Annotated in this window: 19 protein-coding genes and 1 pseudogene; 7 read left to right on the forward strand and 13 right to left on the reverse strand. The window is 62.0% G+C overall.

Annotated features, from left to right (window positions below; all coding sequences use genetic code 11):
* Window positions 1-170: 170 nt before the first annotated feature.
* Entirely contained in the window at window positions 171-1,694 is a 1,524-nt protein-coding gene (locus tag J3P86_RS05390) for a fumarate hydratase (protein ID WP_024014122.1), read from the reverse strand.
* Between the two features lie 482 nt (window positions 1,695-2,176).
* On the opposite strand from J3P86_RS05390, the gene J3P86_RS05395 reads away from it, so the two are divergent.
* Window positions 2,177-3,283 carry a diguanylate cyclase domain-containing protein gene (locus J3P86_RS05395; protein ID WP_434569654.1) on the forward strand — a complete coding sequence of 369 codons (1,107 nt, stop codon included), beginning with the start codon at window positions 2,177-2,179 and terminating at the stop codon, window positions 3,281-3,283.
* Window positions 3,276-4,223, forward strand: coding sequence for an iron-sulfur-binding ferredoxin reductase (locus tag J3P86_RS05400; protein WP_434625790.1), 948 nt, complete (start codon window positions 3,276-3,278; stop codon window positions 4,221-4,223). Before J3P86_RS05395 ends, J3P86_RS05400 begins: the two co-directional genes overlap by 8 nt.
* 166 nt (window positions 4,224-4,389) lie before the next feature.
* Here the strand turns inward: J3P86_RS05400 and pyk are convergent, their stop codons facing one another.
* A complete protein-coding gene (gene pyk / locus J3P86_RS05405) occupies window positions 4,390-5,841 on the reverse strand; it encodes a pyruvate kinase (protein WP_434625788.1) in 1,452 nt (483 codons plus the stop codon).
* A 247-nt stretch (window positions 5,842-6,088) separates the two neighbouring features.
* Between pyk and J3P86_RS05410 the strand changes: the two genes are divergently transcribed.
* Window positions 6,089-6,463 (forward strand): tetratricopeptide repeat protein, encoded by a 375-nt coding sequence (locus J3P86_RS05410; protein ID WP_305496455.1) that lies wholly within the window; start codon window positions 6,089-6,091, stop codon window positions 6,461-6,463.
* Between the two features lie 266 nt (window positions 6,464-6,729).
* On the forward strand, window positions 6,730-7,089 hold the full coding sequence (locus tag J3P86_RS05415) for a PilZ domain-containing protein (protein WP_434625785.1): 360 nt from the start codon (window positions 6,730-6,732) through the stop codon (window positions 7,087-7,089).
* 22 nt (window positions 7,090-7,111) lie between these two features.
* On the opposite strand, the gene J3P86_RS05420 is transcribed toward J3P86_RS05415, so the two are convergent.
* The 7 genes from J3P86_RS05420 to J3P86_RS05450 form a co-directional block, all read right to left on the reverse strand.
* Window positions 7,112-8,443 carry a DUF58 domain-containing protein gene (locus J3P86_RS05420; RefSeq protein WP_434625783.1) on the reverse strand — a complete coding sequence of 444 codons (1,332 nt, stop codon included), beginning with the start codon at window positions 8,441-8,443 and terminating at the stop codon, window positions 7,112-7,114.
* Window positions 8,444-8,468: 25 nt separating this feature from the next.
* Window positions 8,469-9,476, reverse strand: a complete 1,008-nt coding sequence (locus J3P86_RS05425; RefSeq protein ID WP_434699609.1) for an AAA family ATPase — start codon at window positions 9,474-9,476, stop codon at window positions 8,469-8,471.
* Window positions 9,477-9,597: 121 nt separating this feature from the next.
* Window positions 9,598-10,785: a Fic family protein gene (locus J3P86_RS05430; RefSeq protein ID WP_434625781.1), complete on the reverse strand. Its 1,188-nt coding sequence runs from the start codon at window positions 10,783-10,785 to the stop codon at window positions 9,598-9,600.
* 155 nt (window positions 10,786-10,940) lie between these two features.
* Complete coding sequence (locus J3P86_RS05435; protein WP_434625779.1) at window positions 10,941-12,104, reverse strand: DUF4350 domain-containing protein; 1,164 nt, start codon at window positions 12,102-12,104, stop codon at window positions 10,941-10,943.
* A complete protein-coding gene (locus J3P86_RS05440) occupies window positions 12,101-13,657 on the reverse strand; it encodes a DUF4129 domain-containing protein (protein ID WP_434625777.1) in 1,557 nt (518 codons plus the stop codon). Before J3P86_RS05440 ends, J3P86_RS05435 begins: the two co-directional genes overlap by 4 nt.
* Window positions 13,644-14,618: a stage II sporulation protein M gene (locus J3P86_RS05445; RefSeq protein ID WP_434625775.1), complete on the reverse strand. Its 975-nt coding sequence runs from the start codon at window positions 14,616-14,618 to the stop codon at window positions 13,644-13,646. Before J3P86_RS05445 ends, J3P86_RS05440 begins: the two co-directional genes overlap by 14 nt.
* Window positions 14,615-15,340, reverse strand: coding sequence for an RDD family protein (locus J3P86_RS05450; protein WP_434569646.1), 726 nt, complete (start codon window positions 15,338-15,340; stop codon window positions 14,615-14,617). The genes J3P86_RS05445 and J3P86_RS05450 overlap by 4 nt, the downstream gene beginning before the upstream one ends.
* Before the next feature lie 232 nt (window positions 15,341-15,572).
* On the opposite strand from J3P86_RS05450, the gene sbcB reads away from it, so the two are divergent.
* On the forward strand, window positions 15,573-17,000 hold the full coding sequence (gene sbcB, locus J3P86_RS05455; protein WP_434699611.1) for an exodeoxyribonuclease I: 1,428 nt from the start codon (window positions 15,573-15,575) through the stop codon (window positions 16,998-17,000).
* A gap of 110 nt (window positions 17,001-17,110) precedes the next feature.
* On the opposite strand, the gene mvaT is transcribed toward sbcB, so the two are convergent.
* Window positions 17,111-17,488: a histone-like nucleoid-structuring protein MvaT gene (gene mvaT / locus J3P86_RS05460; RefSeq protein WP_305496444.1), complete on the reverse strand. Its 378-nt coding sequence runs from the start codon at window positions 17,486-17,488 to the stop codon at window positions 17,111-17,113.
* A gap of 297 nt (window positions 17,489-17,785) precedes the next feature.
* On the opposite strand from mvaT, the gene purU reads away from it, so the two are divergent.
* Together purU and J3P86_RS05470 are read left to right on the forward strand one after the other, a co-directional pair.
* The gene (gene purU, locus J3P86_RS05465; protein WP_434625771.1) at window positions 17,786-18,634 is read left to right on the forward strand and encodes a formyltetrahydrofolate deformylase; all 849 of its coding nucleotides are present in this window, start codon (window positions 17,786-17,788) and stop codon (window positions 18,632-18,634) included.
* A 70-nt stretch (window positions 18,635-18,704) separates the two neighbouring features.
* The gene (locus J3P86_RS05470) at window positions 18,705-18,884 is read left to right on the forward strand and encodes a hypothetical protein (RefSeq protein ID WP_434625769.1); all 180 of its coding nucleotides are present in this window, start codon (window positions 18,705-18,707) and stop codon (window positions 18,882-18,884) included.
* A gap of 4 nt (window positions 18,885-18,888) precedes the next feature.
* Here J3P86_RS05470 and J3P86_RS05475 read toward each other — a convergent pair whose 3' ends face one another.
* The 3 genes and pseudogenes from J3P86_RS05475 to J3P86_RS05485 form a co-directional block, all read right to left on the reverse strand.
* Complete coding sequence (locus J3P86_RS05475; protein WP_434625767.1) at window positions 18,889-19,884, reverse strand: lysylphosphatidylglycerol synthase transmembrane domain-containing protein; 996 nt, start codon at window positions 19,882-19,884, stop codon at window positions 18,889-18,891.
* Window positions 19,881-20,661, reverse strand: a pseudogene (locus tag J3P86_RS05480) (DUF2334 domain-containing protein). The gene J3P86_RS05475 and the pseudogene J3P86_RS05480 overlap by 4 nt, the downstream one beginning before the upstream one ends.
* A gap of 10 nt (window positions 20,662-20,671) precedes the next feature.
* Window positions 20,672-21,793, reverse strand: a complete 1,122-nt coding sequence (locus J3P86_RS05485; protein ID WP_434699613.1) for a glycosyltransferase family 4 protein — start codon at window positions 21,791-21,793, stop codon at window positions 20,672-20,674.
* Between the last annotated feature and the right edge of the window lie 278 nt (window positions 21,794-22,071).

The raw sequence follows: 22,071 nt of genomic DNA on the forward strand, positions 1-22,071 counted from the left end.
AGGTGTAACCTGTCAGATCTTACAGGTAGGGCAGAAATTGCGATCAACGGCTGCATCTCAGGGCCGCTTCGCAACTCAGCGGGAGCAAGCTCCCTGGCCAGCACCTAACGTAAAAAAAAGCCGGTGGGCTTGTCGCTCACCGGCCTTCCTCACAGCGGCTGGAACGCTTGTTACTGCACCTCTACCGCCAGGCTTTCGCTGATCTTCTGCTGCCAGATCGCCGGACCGGTGATGTGCACCGACTCGCCCTTGCTGTCGACCGCAACGGTCACCGGCATGTCCTTGACCTCGAACTCGTAGATCGCTTCCATCCCCAGTTCGGCGAACGCCAGGACCTTGGATTTCTTGATCGCCTGGGCCACCAGGTAAGCGGCACCGCCGACGGCCATCAGGTAGACCGCCTTGTTGTCCTTGATCGCTTCGATGGCGGTCGGGCCGCGCTCGGATTTGCCGATCATGCCCAACAGGCCGGTCTGCTCGAGGATCTGGCGGGTGAACTTGTCCATCCGCGTGGCGGTGGTCGGGCCGGCCGGGCCAACCACTTCGTCGCCGACCGGGTCGACCGGGCCAACGTAGTAGATGAAGCGGCCCTTGAGGTCCACCGGCAGGGTTTCACCTTTGTTCAGCATCTCGACCATGCGCTTGTGCGCCGCGTCGCGACCGGTGAGCATCTTGCCGTTGAGCAATACCGTTTCGCCCGGCTTCCAGCTCTGCACTTCTTCCGGGGTCAGGGTGTCGAGGTTCACGCGACGCGCCGACGGACCGGCTTCCCAGACGATTTCCGGGTAGGCGTCCAGCGGTGGCGCTTCCAGCGAGGCCGGGCCGCTGCCGTCGAGCACGAAGTGGGCATGACGGGTGGCGGCACAGTTGGGGATCATGCACACCGGCAGGGAGGCGGCGTGGGTCGGGTAGTCCATGATCTTCACGTCGAGCACGGTGGTCAGGCCGCCCAGGCCCTGGGCGCCGATGCCCAGTTGGTTGACCTTCTCGAACAGCTCCAGGCGCATCTCTTCGATACGGTTCTGCGGGCCGCGGGCCTTGAGCTCGTGGATGTCGATGGATTCCATCAACACTTCCTTGGCCATCACCGCGGCTTTCTCGGCGGTGCCGCCGATGCCGATACCGAGCATGCCCGGTGGGCACCAGCCGGCGCCCATGGTCGGAACGGTCTTGAGTACCCAGTCGACGATGGAGTCGGACGGGTTGAGCATGGCCATCTTCGACTTGTTCTCGGAGCCGCCGCCTTTGGCCGCCACGTCCACTTCCACGGTGTTGCCCGGGACGATGGAGTAGTGGATGACCGCCGGCGTGTTGTCCTTGGTGTTCTTGCGCGCGCCTGCCGGGTCGGCGAGGATCGATGCGCGCAGGACGTTTTCCGGCAGGTTGTAGGCGCGACGCACGCCCTCGTTGATCATGTCGTCCAGGCCCATGGTCGCGCCATCCCAACGCACGTCCATGCCCACGCGCACGAACACGGTCACGATACCGGTGTCCTGGCAGATCGGCCGATGGCCGGTGGCGCACATGCGCGAGTTGATCAGGATCTGCGCCATGGAATCACGGGCCGCCGGCGATTCTTCGCGCAGGTAGGCCTCGTGCATCGCCTGGATGAAATCCACGGGGTGGTAATAGGAAATGAACTGCAAGGCGTCGGCGACGCTCTGTATCAGGTCATCTTGCTTGATCACGGTCATGAGTCGCGCTCCTCTCTAAAGACGGGAACATTCAATAAGGTGCCGGCCGCTTGGGTGCATCGGTCGACGGGCGGCACCTCTATAAGGCACGCCGGGCATGCTGGCGCGACGCTAAAAAGGCGCGGCAGTATATCGCAGGCACGCAGCCTGTGGGAGCGAGCTTGCTCGCGATGGCGACCTGCGGCCTGAAGGCAGCGTCACCAAACCCTTGGCGAGGGAGCTTGCTCCCGCTGGGCTGCGCAGCGGCCCCAGGATTTTGCGGTCGCTGCGCACTGGAGCACCAGCCCGGCCGAGCGGGAGCAAGCTCCCTCGCCACGGGGACCGCGTCGGAGCCAGCAGATGCGTCAATCTGGGCCATTGCTTTGACGCCATTTTTCTGCGCCAGAATTGAATGGTCATTTGCCGAACACGCCACTAAAGTGGCGTCTGGCCTGTAGCGTAGGACGCCTCTGTCAGTCTCCTTTCCCATGGTGAGTCACCGATTGACCCATAACGCCATCCAACGTCTTTTGCTTAAACGCTTTGCCCTCGCAGCCACGACTTATGCGCTGGCACTGGTATTGTTGTGGCTGGCGTTTTTCAGTGGTCATTACCTCGACACATTGCGTGGCGTCATTGTTGGCAGCCTGTTGGTCGTGCTGTGCCAGGCTGGTCTGTTCACGCTGTTCATCACCGACCGCAACCTGCGATTCGCCGACCCCAGCCTCACGGAAATACAGGTCTGGATCGGCCTGGGCTGGCAGACCTGGATGATGGCGCACCTGGACCAGGCCCGGGGCGTGTTCCTGGTGTTCTATGTGCTGATCCTGCTGTTCGGGCTGTTTCACCTGTCCCGCCGGGCCTTCGTGCGTTGCGCGACGCTGGTGTTCATCAGCTTCACCGGGATCACGCTCTGGGACGGTTATTTCTTTCGCCTGCCCGATCCGACGCTGGCCGGTCTGCAGGTCTGCGTACTGTTCATCGTGTTGGTGTGGCTGGTGTTGTACGCCCGCTACGTCCAGACCTCGCGTCAACGCATGCGCCAGCGTCGATTTGCCTTGCAGGCGCACCAGGACACATTGCGCGGCATGATGCGCCAGCTCGAAGACCTGGTGGCCACCGATGAACTGACCGGCCTGTTCAACCGCCGGCACTTCCTGCGCCTGGCCGGCCGCGAGCTCAATACCCTCAGGCCCGGCGTCGCCCATGGCCTGGCCTTGATCGACCTCGACCATTTCAAACGCATCAACGACCTGCATGGCCATGCCGCGGGCGACCAGGTATTGCAGGCATTCGCCGCTGTCGCCACGGCGTGCCTGCGCGAGGGCGATGTGCTGGCCCGTTACGGTGGCGAGGAGTTTGTCATGCTGCTCCCCGCTTGCGATCCCGCGCGCCTGACGGCCTGTTGCGAGCGATTGCGGCTGGCGTTCACCGAGGTTCGATTGGTCGATCTGCCGGTGGGCAACCTCAGTTTGTCGGTGGGGATGACGATGCTGGAAATCGGCGATGACCTGGACAGCGCCTTGCAGCGCGCCGACCAGGCCTTGTACCGTGCCAAGCGGGACGGTCGCAACCGTTGCGCCGCCGCCTGGGAGAACGTCGATGCCTGAACTGAAAGTCGCCGACCGGCAATGGACGGTGGCGGCTGGCGGCAATCTGCTGGACGCGCTTAACCACGGCGGCGTGCCGGTGCCCTATAGCTGCCGTGCCGGCAGTTGCCATGCCTGCCTGGTGCAATGTGTGAAGGGGGATGTGCGTGACAGCCGTCCCGACGCCCTGAGCCCGGCGCAGCGAGATAACGGTTGGCGCCTGGCATGCCAGTGCCAGGTGGTCGAAGACGTGCAGATCCACACCTTTGATCCGCAGCGCGACGGCCAGGCCGCCGCTGTGGACGCGGTGGATTGGCTGGGGGCTGACGTGCTACGCCTGCGCATCAGCCCGCAGCGACCACTGCGTTATCGAGCCGGGCAACATCTGGTGTTATGGGCCGGTGACGTGGCCCGGCCGTACTCCCTGGCGAGCCTGCCCGAAGAAGACCGATTCCTGGAGTTTCACCTCGATTGTCGCGAGCCCGGTCAATTCGTCGATGCGGCGCGACAACTGAGCACCGGAGACCCGATCCGCCTCGGCGAACTGCGCGGCGGCGCGCTGCATTACGACGCCGACTGGCACGATCGGCCGCTCTGGCTGCTGGCCGCTGGCACCGGCCTGGCACCGCTGTTCGGCATCCTCCGTGAAGCGCTGCGCCAGCAGCACCAAGGCACGATTCGGCTGATTCACCTGGCCCATGATGAGGCCGGGCATTACCTGGATAAACCTCTGAAGGCACTGGCGGCCAAACACCCCAACCTGAACGTCGAGCTACTGACCGCAGCCGAGGCGCCAGCGGCGCTCGCGCAACTGCGCCTGGCTTCGCGCCAGACCCAGGCCCTGGTGTGCGGTCATCCGGACCGGGTCGAGGCGTTTGCCAAGCGTTTGTACCTGGCGGGGCTGCCGCGTAATCAGTTGCTGGCGGATGTGTTTCTGACCCGCGAGGACAGTGACGGCTGACAGACCGCCTTCGCGAGCAGGCTCGCTCCCACAGAGGGCGGCGCAAATCCAGTGTGGGAGCGAGCCTGCTCGCGAAGGCCTCAGCCCAGGCATCACATCCCCAAAGCCATAAACCAAAAAGCCCCGCCATTCACATGGCGGGGCTTTTGTTTTCAGCAACCGGTCATCAAACCATCGGGTCGCCGACGTGCAGGATCTTCATCCCGTTGGTGCCGCCGATGGTGTGGTAGCTGTCGCCCTTGGTCAGGATGACCCAGTCGCCGGTCTGCACCACGCCACGCTTGACCAGTTCATCCACCGCCGCCTGGCTGACTTCGCCCGGTTGCAGGGCGGCCGGGTCGAACGGCACGGTGTAGACGCCACGGAACATGGCGGCACGGGCCTGGGTTTCGCGGTGCGGGGAGAACGCATAGATCGGCACGGAGGAGCGGATGCGCGACATGATCAACGGCGTGTAGCCACTTTCGGTCAGGGCGATGATCGCCTTTACGCCCGGGAAGTGGTTAGCGGTATACATGCTCGCCAAGGCAATGCTCTCGTCGCAGCGCTCGAAGGTCTTGCCGATGCGGTGGCTGGACGTCTTGCCGGTCGGGTGCTTTTCAGCGCCGATGCAGATACGTGCCATGGCCTGCACCGCTTCGAGCGGGTAGAGGCCGGCGGCGCTTTCGGCCGAGAGCATCACGGCGTCGGTGTAGTCGAGCACGGCGTTGGCTACGTCGGACACTTCGGCGCGGGTCGGCATCGGGTTCTGGATCATCGACTCCATCATCTGGGTCGCAACGATCACCGCTTTGTTGTGGCGGCGTGCGTGCAGGATGATCTTCTTCTGGATGCCCACCAGCTCGGCGTCGCCGATTTCCACGCCGAGGTCGCCACGGGCCACCATCACGGCGTCGGACGCCTTGATCAGGCCATCGAGGGTTTCATCGTCGGCCACGGCTTCGGCGCGTTCGATCTTGGCCACCAGCCAGGCGGTACCGCCGGCCTCGTCGCGCAATTGACGGGCATATTCCATGTCCGCCGCGTCGCGCGGGAAGGACACCGCCAGGTAGTCGACTTCCATTTCCGCGGCCAGCTTGATATCGGCTTTGTCTTTGTCGGTCAGGGCCGGAGCAGTCAGGCCGCCGCCGCGACGGTTGATACCCTTGTGGTCCGACAGCGGGCCGCCAATGGTCACGACGCAGTTCAGTTCGGTGGCGGTGGCGGTCTCGACGCGCATCACCACGCGGCCGTCGTCGAGCAGCAGCTCGTCGCCCACGCCGCAATCCTTGACCAGATCCGGGTAGTCGATACCGACGACTTGCTGGTTACCCTCGGTCAATGGATGGCTGGTGGAAAAGGTGAACTTGTCACCGATCTTCAGCTCGATGCGCTTGTTGGCGAATTTGGCAATGCGGATCTTCGGGCCTTGCAGGTCACCCAGCAGGGCGACGAAGCGGCCATGCTTGGCGGCCAGGTCGCGCACCAGCTTGGCACGAGCCTTGTGCTCGTCGGGGGTGCCGTGGGAGAAGTTCAGGCGGGCAACGTCCAGGCCAGCCAGAATCAGCTGTTCGAGAACTTCCGGCGAGTTACTGGCCGGGCCAAGGGTAGCGACGATTTTGGTGCGACGGACGGACATGCAGGACTCCTCAAGTTCAAGCGCCAGCGAAGGCTACTATGGTCTTTGGGTGTAGTCATTGTTCATGTGCACTACTTATTCGTTTCTTTTTCGAAATGAACATTCCTGAAAATTTCTGCGCCTGTGACGAAGGTGATAGCGCTTTTAACAGTGATGACATGTCGTGATGGTTTTTGTGGACCCTTTTTCAGGGTTGAAGATTTTCCCATCCAGGTCGATAAAGAGCTCAAGACAGGAGAACCTCCCCATGCGATTCGTGCTTTTTATTGCCTTGGCCCTGAGCATCACGGGCTGCACCCGTTGGTCGATGAACCACCACATGAACCTGGCCTACAAGGCCTACGAGCGCGGCAATTGCGAGCAAGTAATGCTTGAACTGTCCAAGGTCGACCGCGCCAGCCGTGCCCGTCGTTATATGCAGCCGGAAGTCTCGATGATGCGTGGTCAATGCCTGGAGCGGCAAAAGCTGTTCGTCGATGCGGCGCAGACGTACCAGTTCATTCTTACGCAATACCCCAACAGCGAGTACGCCTATCGTGCCCGCGCCCGGCTCGAAACCTTGCAGAGCCTTGGGCATTACCCGACCCGTAGCACCTCGGCCATCCGCCCGACGGCGTTCTGAACGACGCCGGATCCAGGCCCTCGGCCAGGCGCCGTCGCGGCATTATGATGGGGATCGCATCCGGACTGGCCGTCACCGGAACCTGCGCTATAGTTGTACACATGGCTATTAGAGCTTGAGCTCTAATAGCCATGTGACGCCTGTAGCCGATGATCCAGGACGCTTGCTGGCGTCTGGCACGGGGATCAGGGAGAGCGGGCTCGCCAGGGTTCGTTCCGAAGTGTTCGGTTGGCCGGTGAGCGGCCATTAAAAAAGCGATACAGGACATGTACAAAGAGCGCCGCATTGAACGACATCAGTTGGCTTGTTTTCTTGAGGTGTTCAACGGCCTCAACGAGAAACCGATCGGTTTTCTGGGCAACGTCTCTGAAAGTGGCCTGATGTTGATCAGTCAGTTGCCGTTGATGATTGGCGCAAGCTTTGATCTTTATCTGAAAATCCCCACCGACGACGGATCACAGCAAGAGATCCGGTTGAAGGCCAAGTGCCTGTGGTGTCATGAAGACGTGACGCCGCAGCATTTCGATGCCGGTTTCAGCCTGCAATGGGCGCCGCCGGAGTACGGGGCGCTGGTCAGCGCGTTGCAGCAGTATTTCTGTTTTTATCCGTTGCCCGCCTCGGCTTGAGTAACCGACTCCTGCGCAGGGCCTAAGCGGTTCCGGCCTTTTTCCATGCCAGGTATTGGCTCACCAGATCCGCCCCTAGCTCGCCGGGGCGCGAATCCAGGGTCGGGATGCCATGGGCCGCCAACTGCAGATGGAGTCCGGCGCGGGTGTTCATGTAGTCCACCGTCCCGCAATAGGCCAAGGCTTCGGGCTGGGTTTGTACCGGCGCCTGGCGCAACCGGTCGAGTGCCTCTTCGCGCAGGCTGGCCACCAGCACCCGATGCTGCTGCCCCAGGCGCTTGACGGCAGCCAGCAGTTCCTCGTCGTCCTCATCCCGCAGGTTGGTCACCAACACCACCAGGGCCCGGCGTTTTTGCCGGGCCAGCAGTTGATTGACCGCGACCTGGTAATCGGCGGGATGCTGGCTGCTGTCCAGGTCATAGACGGCGTTGAGCAAGACGTTGAGCTGGCCGCTGCCTTTGACTGGCGCGAGGTAGCGCGGTCGCTCACTGGCGAAGGTGTACAGGCCGACGGCGTCGCCCTGGCGCAACGCGGTATAGCTGAGCAACAGGCAGGCATTGAGAGCGTGATCGAAGTGCGCCAGCTCGTCGTCCTGGCTGCGCATGCGCCGGCCGCAGTCGAGCATGAAGATAATCTGTTGGTCGCGTTCGTCTTCGTACTCACGGGCGATCGGCGTACGGTGGCGGGCGGTGGCCTTCCAGTCGATCTGGCGCAGGCTGTCGCCCTCGCGAAACTCGCGCAACTGATGGAATTCCTGGCCCTGGCCACGGCGCTGCCGCTGGCGTATGCCGAGCTGGCTCAGCCAGTTGTCGACGGCCAATAGCTGGCCGTCATAGAGCCTGGCGAAATCCGGGTAGACGCGAGTGTTGTCGAGCGCCTCCAGCAGGCGTTTGCCGGACCACAATCCCAGCGGGCTGGGCAGGCTGATCTCGCAGTAGCTGAAAATGAAATGACCGCGCTTGAGCGGGCGCAAGCGGTAGCCGAGCTGGCTGCGTTGGCCGGGTTGAAGTTCGACCGACAAGGGCAGGTCGTCGAAGTCGAGGCCATCGGGTACGTGATCGAACACCTGGATCGGCATTGGCTGGGCAAAATCATGGCTGATCTGCAGGCGCACTTCGCCCCATCGGCCCAGTGCCAGGCTGCCCGGCATGTGTCGTTGTACGCGGGGCGAGGGCAGGCGCCGCAGCCGCACGGCATCGAGCAGCGCCAAGGCCAGCAAGGCCAGCAGCATCCCCCAGTTGATCGACAGGAGTGTCGACGGCACCGCGATGCCCAGCGCTCGCAACGTGCCCAGCACGATGCCGACGGCCAGCAGGATCGCGAGCCAGATGAGCAACAGACGCGAGGGTTTCATGGGCGCATCCTTGCCGCGCGATTTTTCACAGCCGCGGCGCCGAGACTTGATCGAGCAACTGCCCCAGCACCTGATCCACCGAGAGCCCCTCGATGTCCAGCTCCGGCGCCAGCCTTACGCGATGGCGCAGCACGGCCAGGGCGCAGCCCTTGATGTCGTCCGGGACCACGAATTCGCCACCGCGCAGCAGCGCCCGGGCCCTTGCGCAGCGTACCAACGCGATCGAGGCGCGCGGCCCGGCGCCCAGCGTCAGCCCCGGCCAGCTGCGAGTGGCGCGGGCCAGGCGGACGGCGTAGTCGAGGACCTGATCGTCCATCGGCAGGTCACTGGCGATGCGCTGCAAGGCCTGCACATCCTTGGCTTGCAGCACCGTGCGCAACGGTTGCACGTCAAGCATGTCGCCCCGGGTCGAGCGGCTGACCTGGCGGACCATGTCCAGTTCCTGGTCGGCATCGGGATAGTCCATGCGGACCTTGAGCATGAAGCGGTCGAGCTCGGCTTCCGGCAGCGGGTAAGTGCCTTCCTGTTCGATGGGGTTCTGGGTCGCCAGCACCATGAATGGTTGGGCGATCGGCAGGGCGCGGCCTTCCAGGGTGACCTGGCGTTCCTGCATGGCCTCGAGCAGCGCCGCCTGGGTTTTTGCCGGCGCGCGGTTGATCTCGTCGGCCAGCAGAAGGTTGGTGAAAACCGGACCCTTGCGCAACTTGAACTGCTCGGTCTGCAAGTCGTACACCGCATGGCCGGTGACGTCACTGGGCATCAGGTCGGGCGTGAACTGGATGCGCGCGAACTCGCCACTGAAACAGCGCGCGAGCGCGCGCACCAGCAGCGTCTTGCCCAACCCTGGAACGCCTTCGAGCAGCACATGCCCGCCAGCGATCAACGCCGTGAGCACATCGTCGACCACCGCAGCCTGGCCGACCACCGCCTTGTGCAGTTCGGTACGGATCGCCTGGGCCAACTGGCTGGCGCGCTGGCGCTGTTGGGCGGCATGGGCCTGGCCGTCGACAGGTTCGTTCTGTTCAGTCGTCAATTCTGGCGTTCTCTTAACTGTTGAGTTTATTAGCGCTGGATAACTTGCGCAGGTGAAAACAGTCACGCTTGCATACCACGGCAACCCCCCTCCCACCTGACAGCCGAGTCGTCGGCATGACTCAGCCCATCTGGATATGCAGGTTCGGAAAGATCAGTCCGGCGAAGCGTGCGGGCAAGCCCGCTGCCACCGTTCGAGACCTGGGCGTACTACTGACCACTATTCCCGCTTCGATCAAGTGGCTCAGTTCTTCCGTTGCGAGTCGATCCTTCAATCCTGTAAATACCTTGAATTCCGCACGCGGCATCGCGCCTTGGGTGAGAAGCGCCAACACAGCACCGGCACTGGCGGGTCTGATCCCCGCACGGCGAAGGCCAGCATCCGTCGAAAACACATGAAAGATCTGCTCGCGTAGCCTGGCTGGGTTGAGTGAGGTTGTCATGTATTCAATCTGGTCGCGACAGACATCGAGCATGAACTCGATGAAGTTGAAGTAATGGCGCTGTGAGAGTTGACCTCGTCCGTCACAGTCGCCTTCTCGAGTTCGATCAGCCAAAGCCAGGAAACGATAGTATTCATCCTGCCTTCGGGCCAAGCCACGCGACAGTGACCAGAGAAACGGTTTTAGCCCGAGGTGGACAAGCTGCAGGTGGGTGAGCATCCGGATCACTCGACCGTTGCCATCAAGGAAGGGGTGGACAAGCGCCACACGGTGATGACTCGCCAGGGCGGCGATCAATTGGCGTCGGGGGTCGTTTATACGTCCGTAGTGCAGTTGCAGATGCTCAAGCATGGGCAATACCGCAGTAGCAGCTGGGGCGACATGTGCGCCGACCTGGACCTGTTCATTCGCTTCGGCCCGCAGCTTTCCTGGTTCCATCATCCGACCGTCGCTCAGGATCAGCTCCTGCGTTGAAGCGTCTTTGAACAGTCGACGGTGAATGGTCGCGATCAACTGGGGGTCGAACAAGGCAGAGAAACTGTCCGTCGAGCGCATGCGAAGCAGTCGCTCCATCACCTCCTGCTGTGTCATGTGTTGCACGGCAAGCTCTTTGAGCTCCTTTCGCTGGCGTTTCGGCGTGGTGCGAGCGACCTGGAGATCAGCGATCTCGGTTCGATGCCCCTCGATCAGATTCGAATAGTAGGTATTGGTGATGCGCAACAGGCTCGCCAGTTGCTTCGATGTCTCATCGGCGAGCCGCCCGGCAAGAAACTCTGCTTTGCGCGGCAACTGATCCGCGGCCTGAATGATCGAGGCGGGAAGATTTTCCGGCAGTACTGGATCCAGGTACGTTTTCGAGGTAATCATCGTTTTGCTTCCAGCGAACGGAAACGGCTGTTTGTTATGGCAACTTTGCGGAAATTCCTGCGGAAAGTAAAATGGCGATAATGCCCGCAGTTGCTATGGTTAGTGACAGGGTACGATAGGTTATATAGAGTTTTTTTGCGGATTTTTTTCGGAATCTATAAGGCATTCCTGAGAGTTTGCAAAAGGGCAACCTGGCGGCAGAACTCAGTGCTGGACATGCGCTGCGCCGGCCGGGGGCTGAGGGCCTGGCTGATGGTTCGCGTGGGTTGGCGGGTCAGGCGTGCAAGCACTTGCCATTGTTCGGCGACGACCAGCCGTTCGTAACCTGGATGAAGCTGGCGCGCCCGGCGCAACACGTCATGCTGCAAACCTTGCAACAGGTGTTGCCGGCCGTGGTGGCGCAGCTGGAACGCGGCGCTGGCCTGCAGGTGTTCCAGTAACTGCCGTCGCGCCTTGGGGGCGGGTTGTTGCAACGGGCCATGCCGCACCGCCGAGCGCCAGAACCACAGCCCGATCAGGACCAGCAGCGCCACCAGGGCCTGGGGGAAATAGCGCAGTAGCAGGGTCAGCAGGTTGTCGTGCTCGATGTCGAACAGCAGCGTCACATTCGTGTCGGCACTCAGGTACCAGAGCAGCCAGGCGTTGTCGTATTGGTCGATCTGGTCGTTCTTCCAAAGCTCGGCGTCAGTGAGCACAGTGATGGTGCCCAGGCCGTGGTTCAGTTGCATCATGTGAGTTGCCTGTGCGCTGTTGGCCCAGGCCTGGGCGAGGTTCTGCGGGTCTTCGAGATGGAAGTCGGTGTCGAAGCCGACATAGGCCGGCGCTTCTTCATCTTCCAGATAAAGCTTGGTCAGTTCCGGGTAGCGATCCTTGATGAGTTCGGCGTCGGATTCCTCGAGGTCCTTGCTGAGGAGTTGGCGCAGACCCACGCGGTCCAGCAACAAGTCGCCGCTGCTGCTGGTGCTGTCATCCCACAAGGCCTCGGCGACGAACAGCAGCCGTCCGCCGGCCCGGGTCCAGTTCATCAACTGGTCGGCCTCTCGTGGCGTCATGTCGCTCCGCTCGCCCAGCAACAGCAGGCTACGCTGGTGGGGTTCGAGGCCGGGCAGGACGTCCAGGCTGTTGGCGTGATCGACTTCTACCCCATGCCGACGCAGGAAATGTTCCGCCGCCAGGTAGGGATTGGCCTGGGCTTCGGGGGATGGGCCGTGATCAATGGTTTCCTGGTAGGGCACGGCTTTCGTGGACAAGTAGACGCCTACTGCACAGACCAACGCCGCAACCAGCGCCGCGACCAGCCATCCGGCGCGGCGGCTCATCGGGAAACTCCCGGACCGAACAGGCCGCGCCAGCCATCGCACAGCTCTCGTTGCAGATGCGGCGCTGGTGGACGGTGCCCGTAGGCGATGTTTTGCCAGTGCTGGGTCAGGTTTTTGCTGAAGACCAGCAGGTCCGGCTGCTGGAGTCGTTCGACGCGCTGCAACACCTGGCCTTCCGTGTCCGCGGGTTTCAGGGGGATGGCGAATTCATGGTGCAATCGGCTGAGCAAGGCTCGATAGAGCAAACCCAACGCCTCGCGAGGCGCGGTGGACCATAACTGCTCGGCGCGGCTCGCCACATCTTCCGGCAGGCTCTCTTCGCGAATATCCAGGCCGAACATCTGCACCGGCGCAGCGGGTTTCGAATGCATGCGCTGTGCTGGCCTACGGTTCGCCAGGGTCTTGAGACTATGGCGGTAATGCCAGGCCAGCCAGGCGATGGCCGTCAACAGGGCCGCCCAGAGCAGCACCTGGATCAGCGCGGCAATACCCTCGAAGCGTTTTTTCGACAGCCATTCGAACAGCGATTTGAGCCAGCCCGGCGCTCCATCGGTTTCAGCTGGTTCGGCTGATTCGGCTGGTTTTTCGGCTTCTTCGCCGAAACGATAGCGGGTGATCGTTTCCGGATTCTTGAATGGCGGCGCTTCGAGAATCGCTTCAATGCTTTCCCGAGAGGCCTCGCTGGTCAGCGGCTGGTGGAGCAAGCGCGGGCTGTCGGGACCGTTGTCGTCCTGCGCGGCCCAGGCAGGTGGCGCCAACGGCAGCAGCGTCATTGCCAGCAGCAACAGCGCCGGGGCCGTGCCGGCCAGGCGCTGGCGCAGGCGCCGGAATACCAGTTCGATGTCCCAGGCCTCGAGAATCGTGCGGCGGTTCAGGTAGAGGCTGAAGCCACAGGCGACGTAAACCGGTTCCCAGAAGATCAGCAACAGTGGATACAGGAAGTTGACCAGGTGTTCGAGCCACAGCCAGTCGTGCTCAGCCACGGCGATCAGGGTCTGCCAGTCCCATTCCAGCTCGACCTGTTGCGGTATGAACAGATAGAACAGCGCCATCAGGCCGAACCACAGCGCGGTTTCCAGGTGCACGCCGATGATGGTCAGCCACTGCGCCGCGCCGCCGTTGCGCTGCAGCAGGACGCGCAAACGTTGCTCGCGCGCCTCGCCGGTCAGGCCTTCGAGTTGCACCACCGGCATCAGGAAGCTGCGGTTCAGGCTCAGCCGTCGCCAGGTCAGGCTGGCCAGCAATTGCGGCTTGAGCAGCGCGAGCCATTGGCGCAACGCCTGCTTCAGCGTAGGCGGCTCGCCAAACAGGGCCTTGGACAAAATGAACAGGGGCAGGCGGTCGAAGGCCGGTTTCAGCCACCAGAACACAATGACTACCAGCGACGGCGAGTCCCACAGCAACAGGGTCAGCAGCGCATACACCGGTAGCGTGACGATGGCCCAACTGGTCATCAGCAGCCGTCGGTGCTGCTGGCTCATCAGCACGCCGAGGTCCATGGCTTCCCAGGTGGTGCGGGGGCGGATGACAACGCTGGCGTCACTCAGGCGCATGGTGGCCTCGTCCGGCAAACAGCAGATACCCGAGCACCAGCAGCCACAACAAGGCGCCGACGATGTATTTGGTGGTGGGTGTCACCGCGCTGGAGGACCAGTAGGCCTCGACGAACGCGGCGATGAGCAGCAACAGCACCACGCCGCCGATGATCAGCACGCTTTTGCCGGCGGCGAGCCGTAACGCTTCGCCTCGGGTGAGACGCCCCGGCGCGATCAGTGCCCAACCGAGCAACAGGCCCGCCGCGCCGGCCAGGACGATGGCAGTGAGTTCGAAGGCGCCGTGACCGATCACGAATGACCAGAACGTCGATCCCGAACCGATCTGGGTCAGGTGCCCGGCCACCGCGCCAATGGTCAGGCCGTTGAAGAACAGGAAGAATGCGCTGCCCAGGCCAAACAGCAAGCCGCTGGCGAACGTCTGAAAGGCAATACCGATGTTGTGCATGATGTAATAGCCGAACATGACCCAGTCTTCGCTGGCGGCCCGCTCGATCGAGCGCCCCAGGTGGCCGGCGGCAGGGTCGTACATGCCGCGTATCTGGCTGGCTTCTTCGACGCTCAACACGCTGTAGACCAGTTCGGGGAACAGGTAGACCAGCAGCCCGATGCCGACCAGGCTACCAAGGAACATCAAGGCCGCCGCCAGCACGAAACGCCATTGCTCACGAACCAGTCGGGGGAAACCGGCCAGAATGAAGGTTGACAGGCTGGCCGAGAACCGGCCGCGGTCCCGGTAGAGTTGCTGGTGACCACGCAGGGCCAATTGCTGCAACGCGTCTATTAAGAGGCTGCTGTAGCCCCTGGCCTGGGCCAGCGTCAGGTGGTGGCAGAGGCGTCGATAGGCATTGGGGAAATCGCTGCTCTGCGCGACGTTGCGGCTGCGCTCCAATTGGTCGAGCTGTTGGGACAGACGGTCCCATTCCTCTTGATGACGTTTTTCGAAAAGGCTTTGTTTCATGTCGGCCCCAGCAGGCCGCGGGCGATGCCATTGAGTTCGGCCACGGCGCCGGAAGGGTGAACCTTCAGCGGCGCGGCGAGGATCGTCGCCAGTTCGGTGACCCTGGCACCGGACAGTTCTGCCTGGCGCTCGGCGAAGCCCAGCACGGCACGCTGCTCGTTGAGGTCGAGGACAAAAGGTGGCCGTATCGGTCGGGCCGATGGCAGGATGGGGCGTTTGATCGCTTGTTCGCGATAAACCACCAGGGTCCCGGCCGCCAGGTCGCCCAGGCGCTTGAACGCTGGATGCTGCAGGCAGGTAATCGCCCCGAACGCATAGCCGAAGGGCAGCATGTCGACGAAGCGCAGCAGGTTGCGGATCAGCGAGGCCGACCAGTCGACAGGCCGGCCGTCATCCTGCACGACGCGTAAACCCATGATCTGCTTGCCGGGGGAACGCCCTTGGTTCAGCACCTCGAACAGCACCATGTACCACCAGCTGATGACAAACAGCAGGATCGAGCCCAGGCCGACGCCCAGTTCGCCAAAAAACGCCAGGATCAGGAACAGCAGGCCCAAGGCCAGCCCCCGTATGCCGAGGTCGATGGCAAAGGCCAGGGCGCGAGGCATCAACCCCGCCGGGCGCAGCGGCAGGTCGATGCCCTCGGGCGTCTCGACCTGGTAACGCGTGTCCAGTGGCGCGGGCAGCGGCGCGTTCCTTTGCAATGCTGGTGTCTCGAGCATGGGCAACCTGTGAGGGGGCGGTTCGAACGTTCGATCTCGGCCCAGATGCTAGCAGTCTTCGTGCAGGCGCACGATACAACTCTGTGGGTCATTTCACGCTTCATGTAAACAACAGGGATCTTGCGGGAGGGCGCAGGCTTGCGCCTCCCGGGTATTCAAAAGTTACAGCAGCGCTGGCCGCCGGCCGGTTGCAGCGCCTAGACTTCGCCAGTCCTCAGCACAGGAACCACCCGTGACCTCCATTTTCTGGTACGACTACGAAACCACCGGCATCAATCCGCGTTGCGACCGCCCCTTGCAGGTGGCCGGGATACGTACCGATTTCGAACTCAATGAAATCGATGAACCGGTGAACCTGTACTGCCGGCCCAGCGATGACATCCTGCCCCATCCGGCCGCATGCGCGATCACCGGGATCACACCGGCCTGCCTGGCGGAAAAAGGCTTGAGCGAGGCCGATTTCATGACCCGCGTCCATGCGCAACTGGCCGCGCCCGGGACCTGTGGCGCCGGCTACAACACGCTGCGCTTCGATGACGAGATGACCCGCTACAGCCTTTATCGGAATTTCTTCGACCCGTACGCTCGGGAATGGCAGGGGGGCAACAGTCGCTGGGACCTGATTGACCTGGTGCGGGCCGCCTATGCGTTGCGCCCCGATGGGATTGTCTGGCCGCAGGAGGAGGGGCGCGTCACCCTCAAGCTCGAACGCCTGACCGCCGCCAACGGCATCGACCATGGCCAGGCCCATGATGCGCTGTCGGATGTACGTGCAACGATTGCCCTGGCCCGGTTGATCCGTCAGAAACAACCCCGGCTTTACGACTGGCTGTTCCAGTTGCGCACTAAACAGAAAGTGATGGACCAGGTCCGCCTGCTACAGCCCATGGTGCACATCTCCGGGCGCTTCTCGGCGGCGCGAAACTACATCGGCGTGGTCCTGCCGCTGGCCTGGCATCCGAAGAACCGCAACGCCCTGATCGTCTGCGATCTGCATCTGGATCCTCAAGGGCTGCTGGACCATGACGCCGAAATCCTGCGCCAACGCTTGTATACCCGCCGTGAAGAGTTGTTGGAAGGAGAATTGCCCGTACCCCTCAAGCTTATTCATATCAACAAGTGCCCGGTGGTCGCGCCGCTGTCAGTCCTGCGCGACGAGGACCAGCAACGCCTGCAACTGGACATGGAGGGTTATCGCCAGCGGGCGCTGCGGCTAAGTGACGCACAGCAAGTCTGGCACGATAAACTCCAAGCGATTTATGGTCGCGAGGATTTCACTGCGAGCGAGGACCCCGAACAACAGTTGTACGCTGGATTCATGGGTGATCGTGATCGGCGTTTGTGCGAACAAGTGCGCCAGGCAGATCCCGACCAGTTGGCGGGGGAACGTTGGCATTTCGATGATGAGCGCCTGCCGGAATTATTATTCCGATACCGGGCCCGTAACTTCCCCGACACCTTGAGCAGCGAAGAGCAGGCACGCTGGAAACTATTTTGCCAGCAGCGACTGAAATCACCGGAGTGGGGGGCGCCTAATACCCTGGCAAGTTTTGATGAGGCGATGACGCAGTGGCTGGCGCTTTCCAGCCCAATGCAGCAAGAGGTGCTGACTCAATGGCAGGGCTATAGCCAGCAATTGCGCAAACGTTTAAGCCTTTGAGTCGCCGCGCTGCCATGTAAGGAAATAAATCGGAAGTGGACAGGCAACAAAAAACGCCAGCAATCGCTGGCGTTTTTTTCTGCGTCGAGAACGCTTCGAACCGCCGGAGCTTAGCCCAGCAGGGTCGCCCAGCCTTCAACCACGTCGCCGCCCCACTTGGCTTTCCACTCTTTCAGAGTCTTGTGGTTGCCACCTTTGGTTTCGATGACTTCACCGTTGTGCGGGTTCTTGTATTGCTTAACTTTGCGAGCGCGCTTGGTGCCGGTAGTTTTCACAGCGCCACGCGGGGCTTTGCTCGACTTGGACTCTGGATCCAACAGGGCAATGATATCGCGCAGGGACTTGGAGTATTCACCCATCAGCGTGCGCAGTTTGCCTTCGAATTCCAGTTCTTTTTGCAGTTTGTCGTCTTTGGACAGGTCGGCCAGACGTTGTTGCAGTTCTTCAATGGCTTGTTTTGTAGCGTTGTATTCGGTGATCAGGGACATGGGGACTACCTTATGTAGGACGCTGGTGACAAGGAGACAGTGGGGTAATAGTAATCAGACAGTTTCATCAAGTAAACATTTAAGCAGCGTTTATTTAATTAATAGTGCGCTAGCACAGAGTGAGCGCCGTGAAATAAATAATGTGATGCAGTCTTCACATCTGTTCACGATAAAGCTTGCCACGCGGGCATTGGCAGTCCCGGTCAGCCACTGCTGGGCGCGATGTGTGATCGATACTGCAGTTTTGCCGCGCAATGGCTAGAATGGCCGCCTTTGCGAAGTTCTGGAGTTCCCCTAATGCGCACTTTTCGGCTGGTGATCGCTTGCCCGGACCGCGTCGGTATCGTTGCTAAAGTCAGTAACTTTCTGGCGTCCCATAACGGCTGGATCACTGAAGCAAGCCACCATTCGGACAATCAGAGTGGTTGGTTTTTCATGCGTCACGAGATACGCGCCGACTCGCTGCCCTTCGGCATCGAAGCCTTCCGCGCGGCATTCGCCCCGATTGCCGAAGAGTTTTCGATGGACTGGCGTATCACCGATACCGCGCAGAAAAAGCGCGTAGTGCTGATGGCCAGTCGTGAGTCCCACTGCCTGGCTGATCTGTTGCACCGCTGGCACAGCGATGAGCTCGATTGCGACATCGCCTGTGTCATTTCCAACCATGACGACTTACGCAGCATGGTGGAATGGCACGGCATCCCGTACTACCACGTACCGGTCAACCCGCAGGACAAGCACCCGGCGTTCGCCGAGGTCTCGCGGCTGGTCAAGCAGCACGACGCCGAGGTGGTGGTACTGGCCCGCTACATGCAGATCCTGCCGCCGTCGCTGTGCAGCGAATACGCGCATAAAGTCATCAACATCCATCACAGTTTCCTGCCGTCGTTCGTCGGTGCCAAGCCTTACCACCAGGCCTCGATGCGCGGTGTGAAGCTGATCGGCGCCACGTGCCACTACGTGACCGAAGAGCTGGACGCCGGCCCGATCATCGAGCAGGACGTCGTCCGTGTCAGCCACAGCGACAGCATTGAAGACATGGTGCGCTTCGGCCGCGACGTGGAAAAAATGGTCCTGGCGCGCGGCTTGCGCTATCACTTGGAAGACCGCGTACTGGTGCACGGGAACAAGACCGTGGTCTTCTGATCTGTAGTCTTCTGACTCTATGTGGCAAGGGAGCTCTCTCCCTTGCCACGAACCTCGAGGCGTGAATCCCATGACCGATCCCTTGGACAAAGCCACCGCCAGAGCGCCGGCAACCGTGGGCGAGGGTTGCCTGAGTCGCTACGATCCCGAAGCGCTGGGCCCGGAAGACGGCACCGAATTTCCCGACGCCGCCCAGCTGTGGGAAGAGCTGCACGAGCAGCCCCAGGACGATCCCGAGTCCAAGGACTGACCTCTCAGGCTTGCCGCAGCTTCATCAGCTTCTTGATCAAAGGTCGCCCGACCATCATGAAGAACACCGGTCCTCCTGCCAGCAGATAGAAGTAATACGTCACCGCCCGCCAGATCAGGATCGCTGCCGCCGCGGTGGATTTGCCCACCATCGGTGCCAGCAACGCCGCCGAGGTCAACTCCGCCGCTCCGGCGCCGCCCGGCAACAGGCTGAACTGCCCAGCGCTGAGGGATAGCATCTGGATCAGGAAACTCCAGGCCCATTGCAGATCCGCCCCGAGTCCTTTTAATGCCAGGTACAGCACGCTGTAGCGCAGGACCCAGTGCAGGCAGGTCAAGACGAACACCTGGAACAGCGTCTGGCGTGGCAATTTCAGAGTGTCGGTAAATGCCGCGAGGAAATTCAGGATCTTGCGTCCCCAGCGTCGACGGGTCACCGGCTTCACTCGCAAATGCCGCAACAGCCGTGCACCCAGGAGAATCAGCCTGCGATGGTAGCGGGCCACCAGCGCGCAGCAAAAGAGCCCGCCGAACAATGAAACCGCGCTCAGCCCCAGCATCCATTCCATGCGCTGGCTGAGATTCTGGAAAAGTGCATAAAACAGGATGCCCAACAAGGCGCAGAGAAAAAACAGCAGGTCGCTCAACTGATCCATGGCGAACACCGCGCTGCCATGGGCGGGGCGCACGCCGTTGCGCGCGAGCAGCGCCATCAGCGTCAGCGGCCCGCCACTGCCGCCGGGTGTCGCGCACATCGCGAACTCGGTGGACATCACCACGCCAATGCTTTTCAACCCGCCTATGCGCCCACGGTGTTCACCCAGCAGCAAGCGCAGGCGCACCGAGTTGAGGCCCCAGCAGAGTACGATCATGCCAAGCATGACCAGCAGCAAGGACAGCGGAAAGCGCTGCAGCCGCGACCACATTTCCCCGCCGCCCACGAGCATCGGGACCAATACCGCAATCAACAGGGCGGCGCCTAACCAGACCAGCCGTTTCATGCGGCACTGCTGACTGGCTGGCGCAGTGACGCCAGCCAGTCGATCTTGGTCATCGGCACGCGCCCGTCCTCAAGCAGGCGCTCCAGGGTTCGCAGCCAGTAGTTGCGGGAAAATCCGTGGCGCATGTCTACCGGGTGCAGGCCCAGGCGAATGACCGGTGCCTGGCGCCAGCGCTGTTCACGCCGGTCGCTGATGACTTTTGACAGGCCTCGACGCCAGGCGCTGCGGGCGCTCCAAACCAGCCCCGGGGCATCGATCGGGGTGAACTCCGGCAAGCGGTAGAGGTGCTGGGTGTCGCTGGTATAACTCAACGGCAACTGGCGCAAGGCCTGGCGCGTGCCCTCGCTCATCAGCCAGGCCGGCGCGACGAAGCCTTCCAGCGGCCACTGGTAGCGCTGAAAGATTTCGATGCCGGCGCGAAGGCGGGCGAGGGCCGCTTCCTCGGACAGACCGTAGAACTCCCCTTCATGGGTATAGACCCGGCGCATGAACCAGTCCTTGGGATGAAGCGCCGGCGGACCGTCATCACAGTGGTAATAACCGTGCAGCACCAGTTCATCGCCGCGTTCGACCCGGCTGTCGAGCATGCGCCGGAAGCCGGGATGTCCGTCGAGCGCGTTGGCGTGGTGGACGTGGGAAGTCCGGCACCACCAGCCAGGTCATCGGCACCTGGCCGAGGGCGTCGACGGCTTCGACGAAGGGCTGGTAGTCGGGCCAGGTTTGCGGTGCGACATCGTGCAGCACCAGCAGCAGGCTGGATTGAGCGGTCATCGACATGGGCCTCGACTCAACCATTGGCCAGCAGGGGCATTTCTGCGCCGAGCACGCTGTAATAGTGGCCCAACAGACTATTGACCACCGAATCCCAGGCGTAATGCCGTTCTACATGTCGGCGTGCTTTTGCGCCGCGCTGCTGGCAGCCTTCGGCGAACAGTTGCCGAACGGCATTGGCCATCGCCTGTGGATTGTCGGGCGCGCACAGCAGGCCACAGTCCTCGTGGACGATTTCATTGAAGGCGCCTGCCGCGACCGCTACCACCGGGATGCCGCTGGCCATCGCTTCGAGGATTACCAGGCCGAAGGTTTCCTGGTCGCCTGCGTGCAGCAGGGCGTCGGCGCTGGCCATCAGCCGGGCGACTTGCGCAGCCGGGCAGAATTCGTCGATCACCGTGACGTTGTCCGGCACCACGGCTGGCATCGAAGAGCCCACCAGCAGCAGGTGATAGCGTTCGCCCAGGCGTTGCATGCATTTGAGCAGCACCGGCAGGTTTTTTTCCTTGGAGCCGCGACCGGCGAAAATCAGCAGGCGCGCGTCTTCGGCGATGCCGAGTTCGGCCCGCAGTTCCGGGTCGCGAGCGGCGGGATTGAAGGTCTGCAGGTCTACCCCCAACGGCTGCACGTAAACATTTTTGACCCCAAGCCCGGTGAGTTTGTCGGCCATGACCTGGCTCGGCGCGAGCACCCGGTCGAAGTTGCCGTACAGTTTGCTGACATAGGCTTCGATATTGGGCGTGAACCAGTTGCCCATGCGGTTGCTTACCAACAACGGCAGGTCGGAGTGATAAAAGCCGATCACGGGCACGTCCAGCTGTCGCCGGGCATCCAGTGCCGCCCAGGCGGTCAGGTAAGGGTCGCCGACCTCGATCAGGTCGGGCTGCAAGTCGCGCAGGACGTTACGCCAAGGGGCCAGGCGCAGCGGGAAGCGGTAGCCCTTGCCAAAGGGCAGCGGAGGGGCCGGGACCTTGTAGATCCCATCCTGCTCGCTCAAATGCGCGCCGGGGATCAGAAGGCTGTGGCGAATACCCGGCCGATTGCCCAGGCGCCGGTGCTTGGCATCCAGATAAGTGCGTACACCTCCGCTGGCGGGGGCGTAGAACATGGTTATGTCCGCTATATGCACGATGAACATCCCTCCGGTCTGTGTTCTCCCCTTGTTGACCTTGGGTAAGAATAGATGTTCGGTTGGGGTTGGGTGCAGTAAAGGAATGCGTTGTCGGGGACTCTTCGCGAGCAGGCTCGCTCCCACAGGGTTCTGTGTTCAACATAGGCCCAAATTGTGGGAGCGAGCCTGCTCGCGAAGGGGCCAGTGCTGGTTGCAGGCTATTATTCTGCCGCTCGGGCCTTATTGCACTGGGCATGCTTTTATATAAGCGCGCAAAATGGCGTCATACCGCAAACCCACAGGTG

Source organism: Pseudomonas sp. D1-1 (genome assembly GCF_051132225.1).
Classification (GTDB): Bacteria; Pseudomonadota; Gammaproteobacteria; order Pseudomonadales; family Pseudomonadaceae; genus Aquipseudomonas.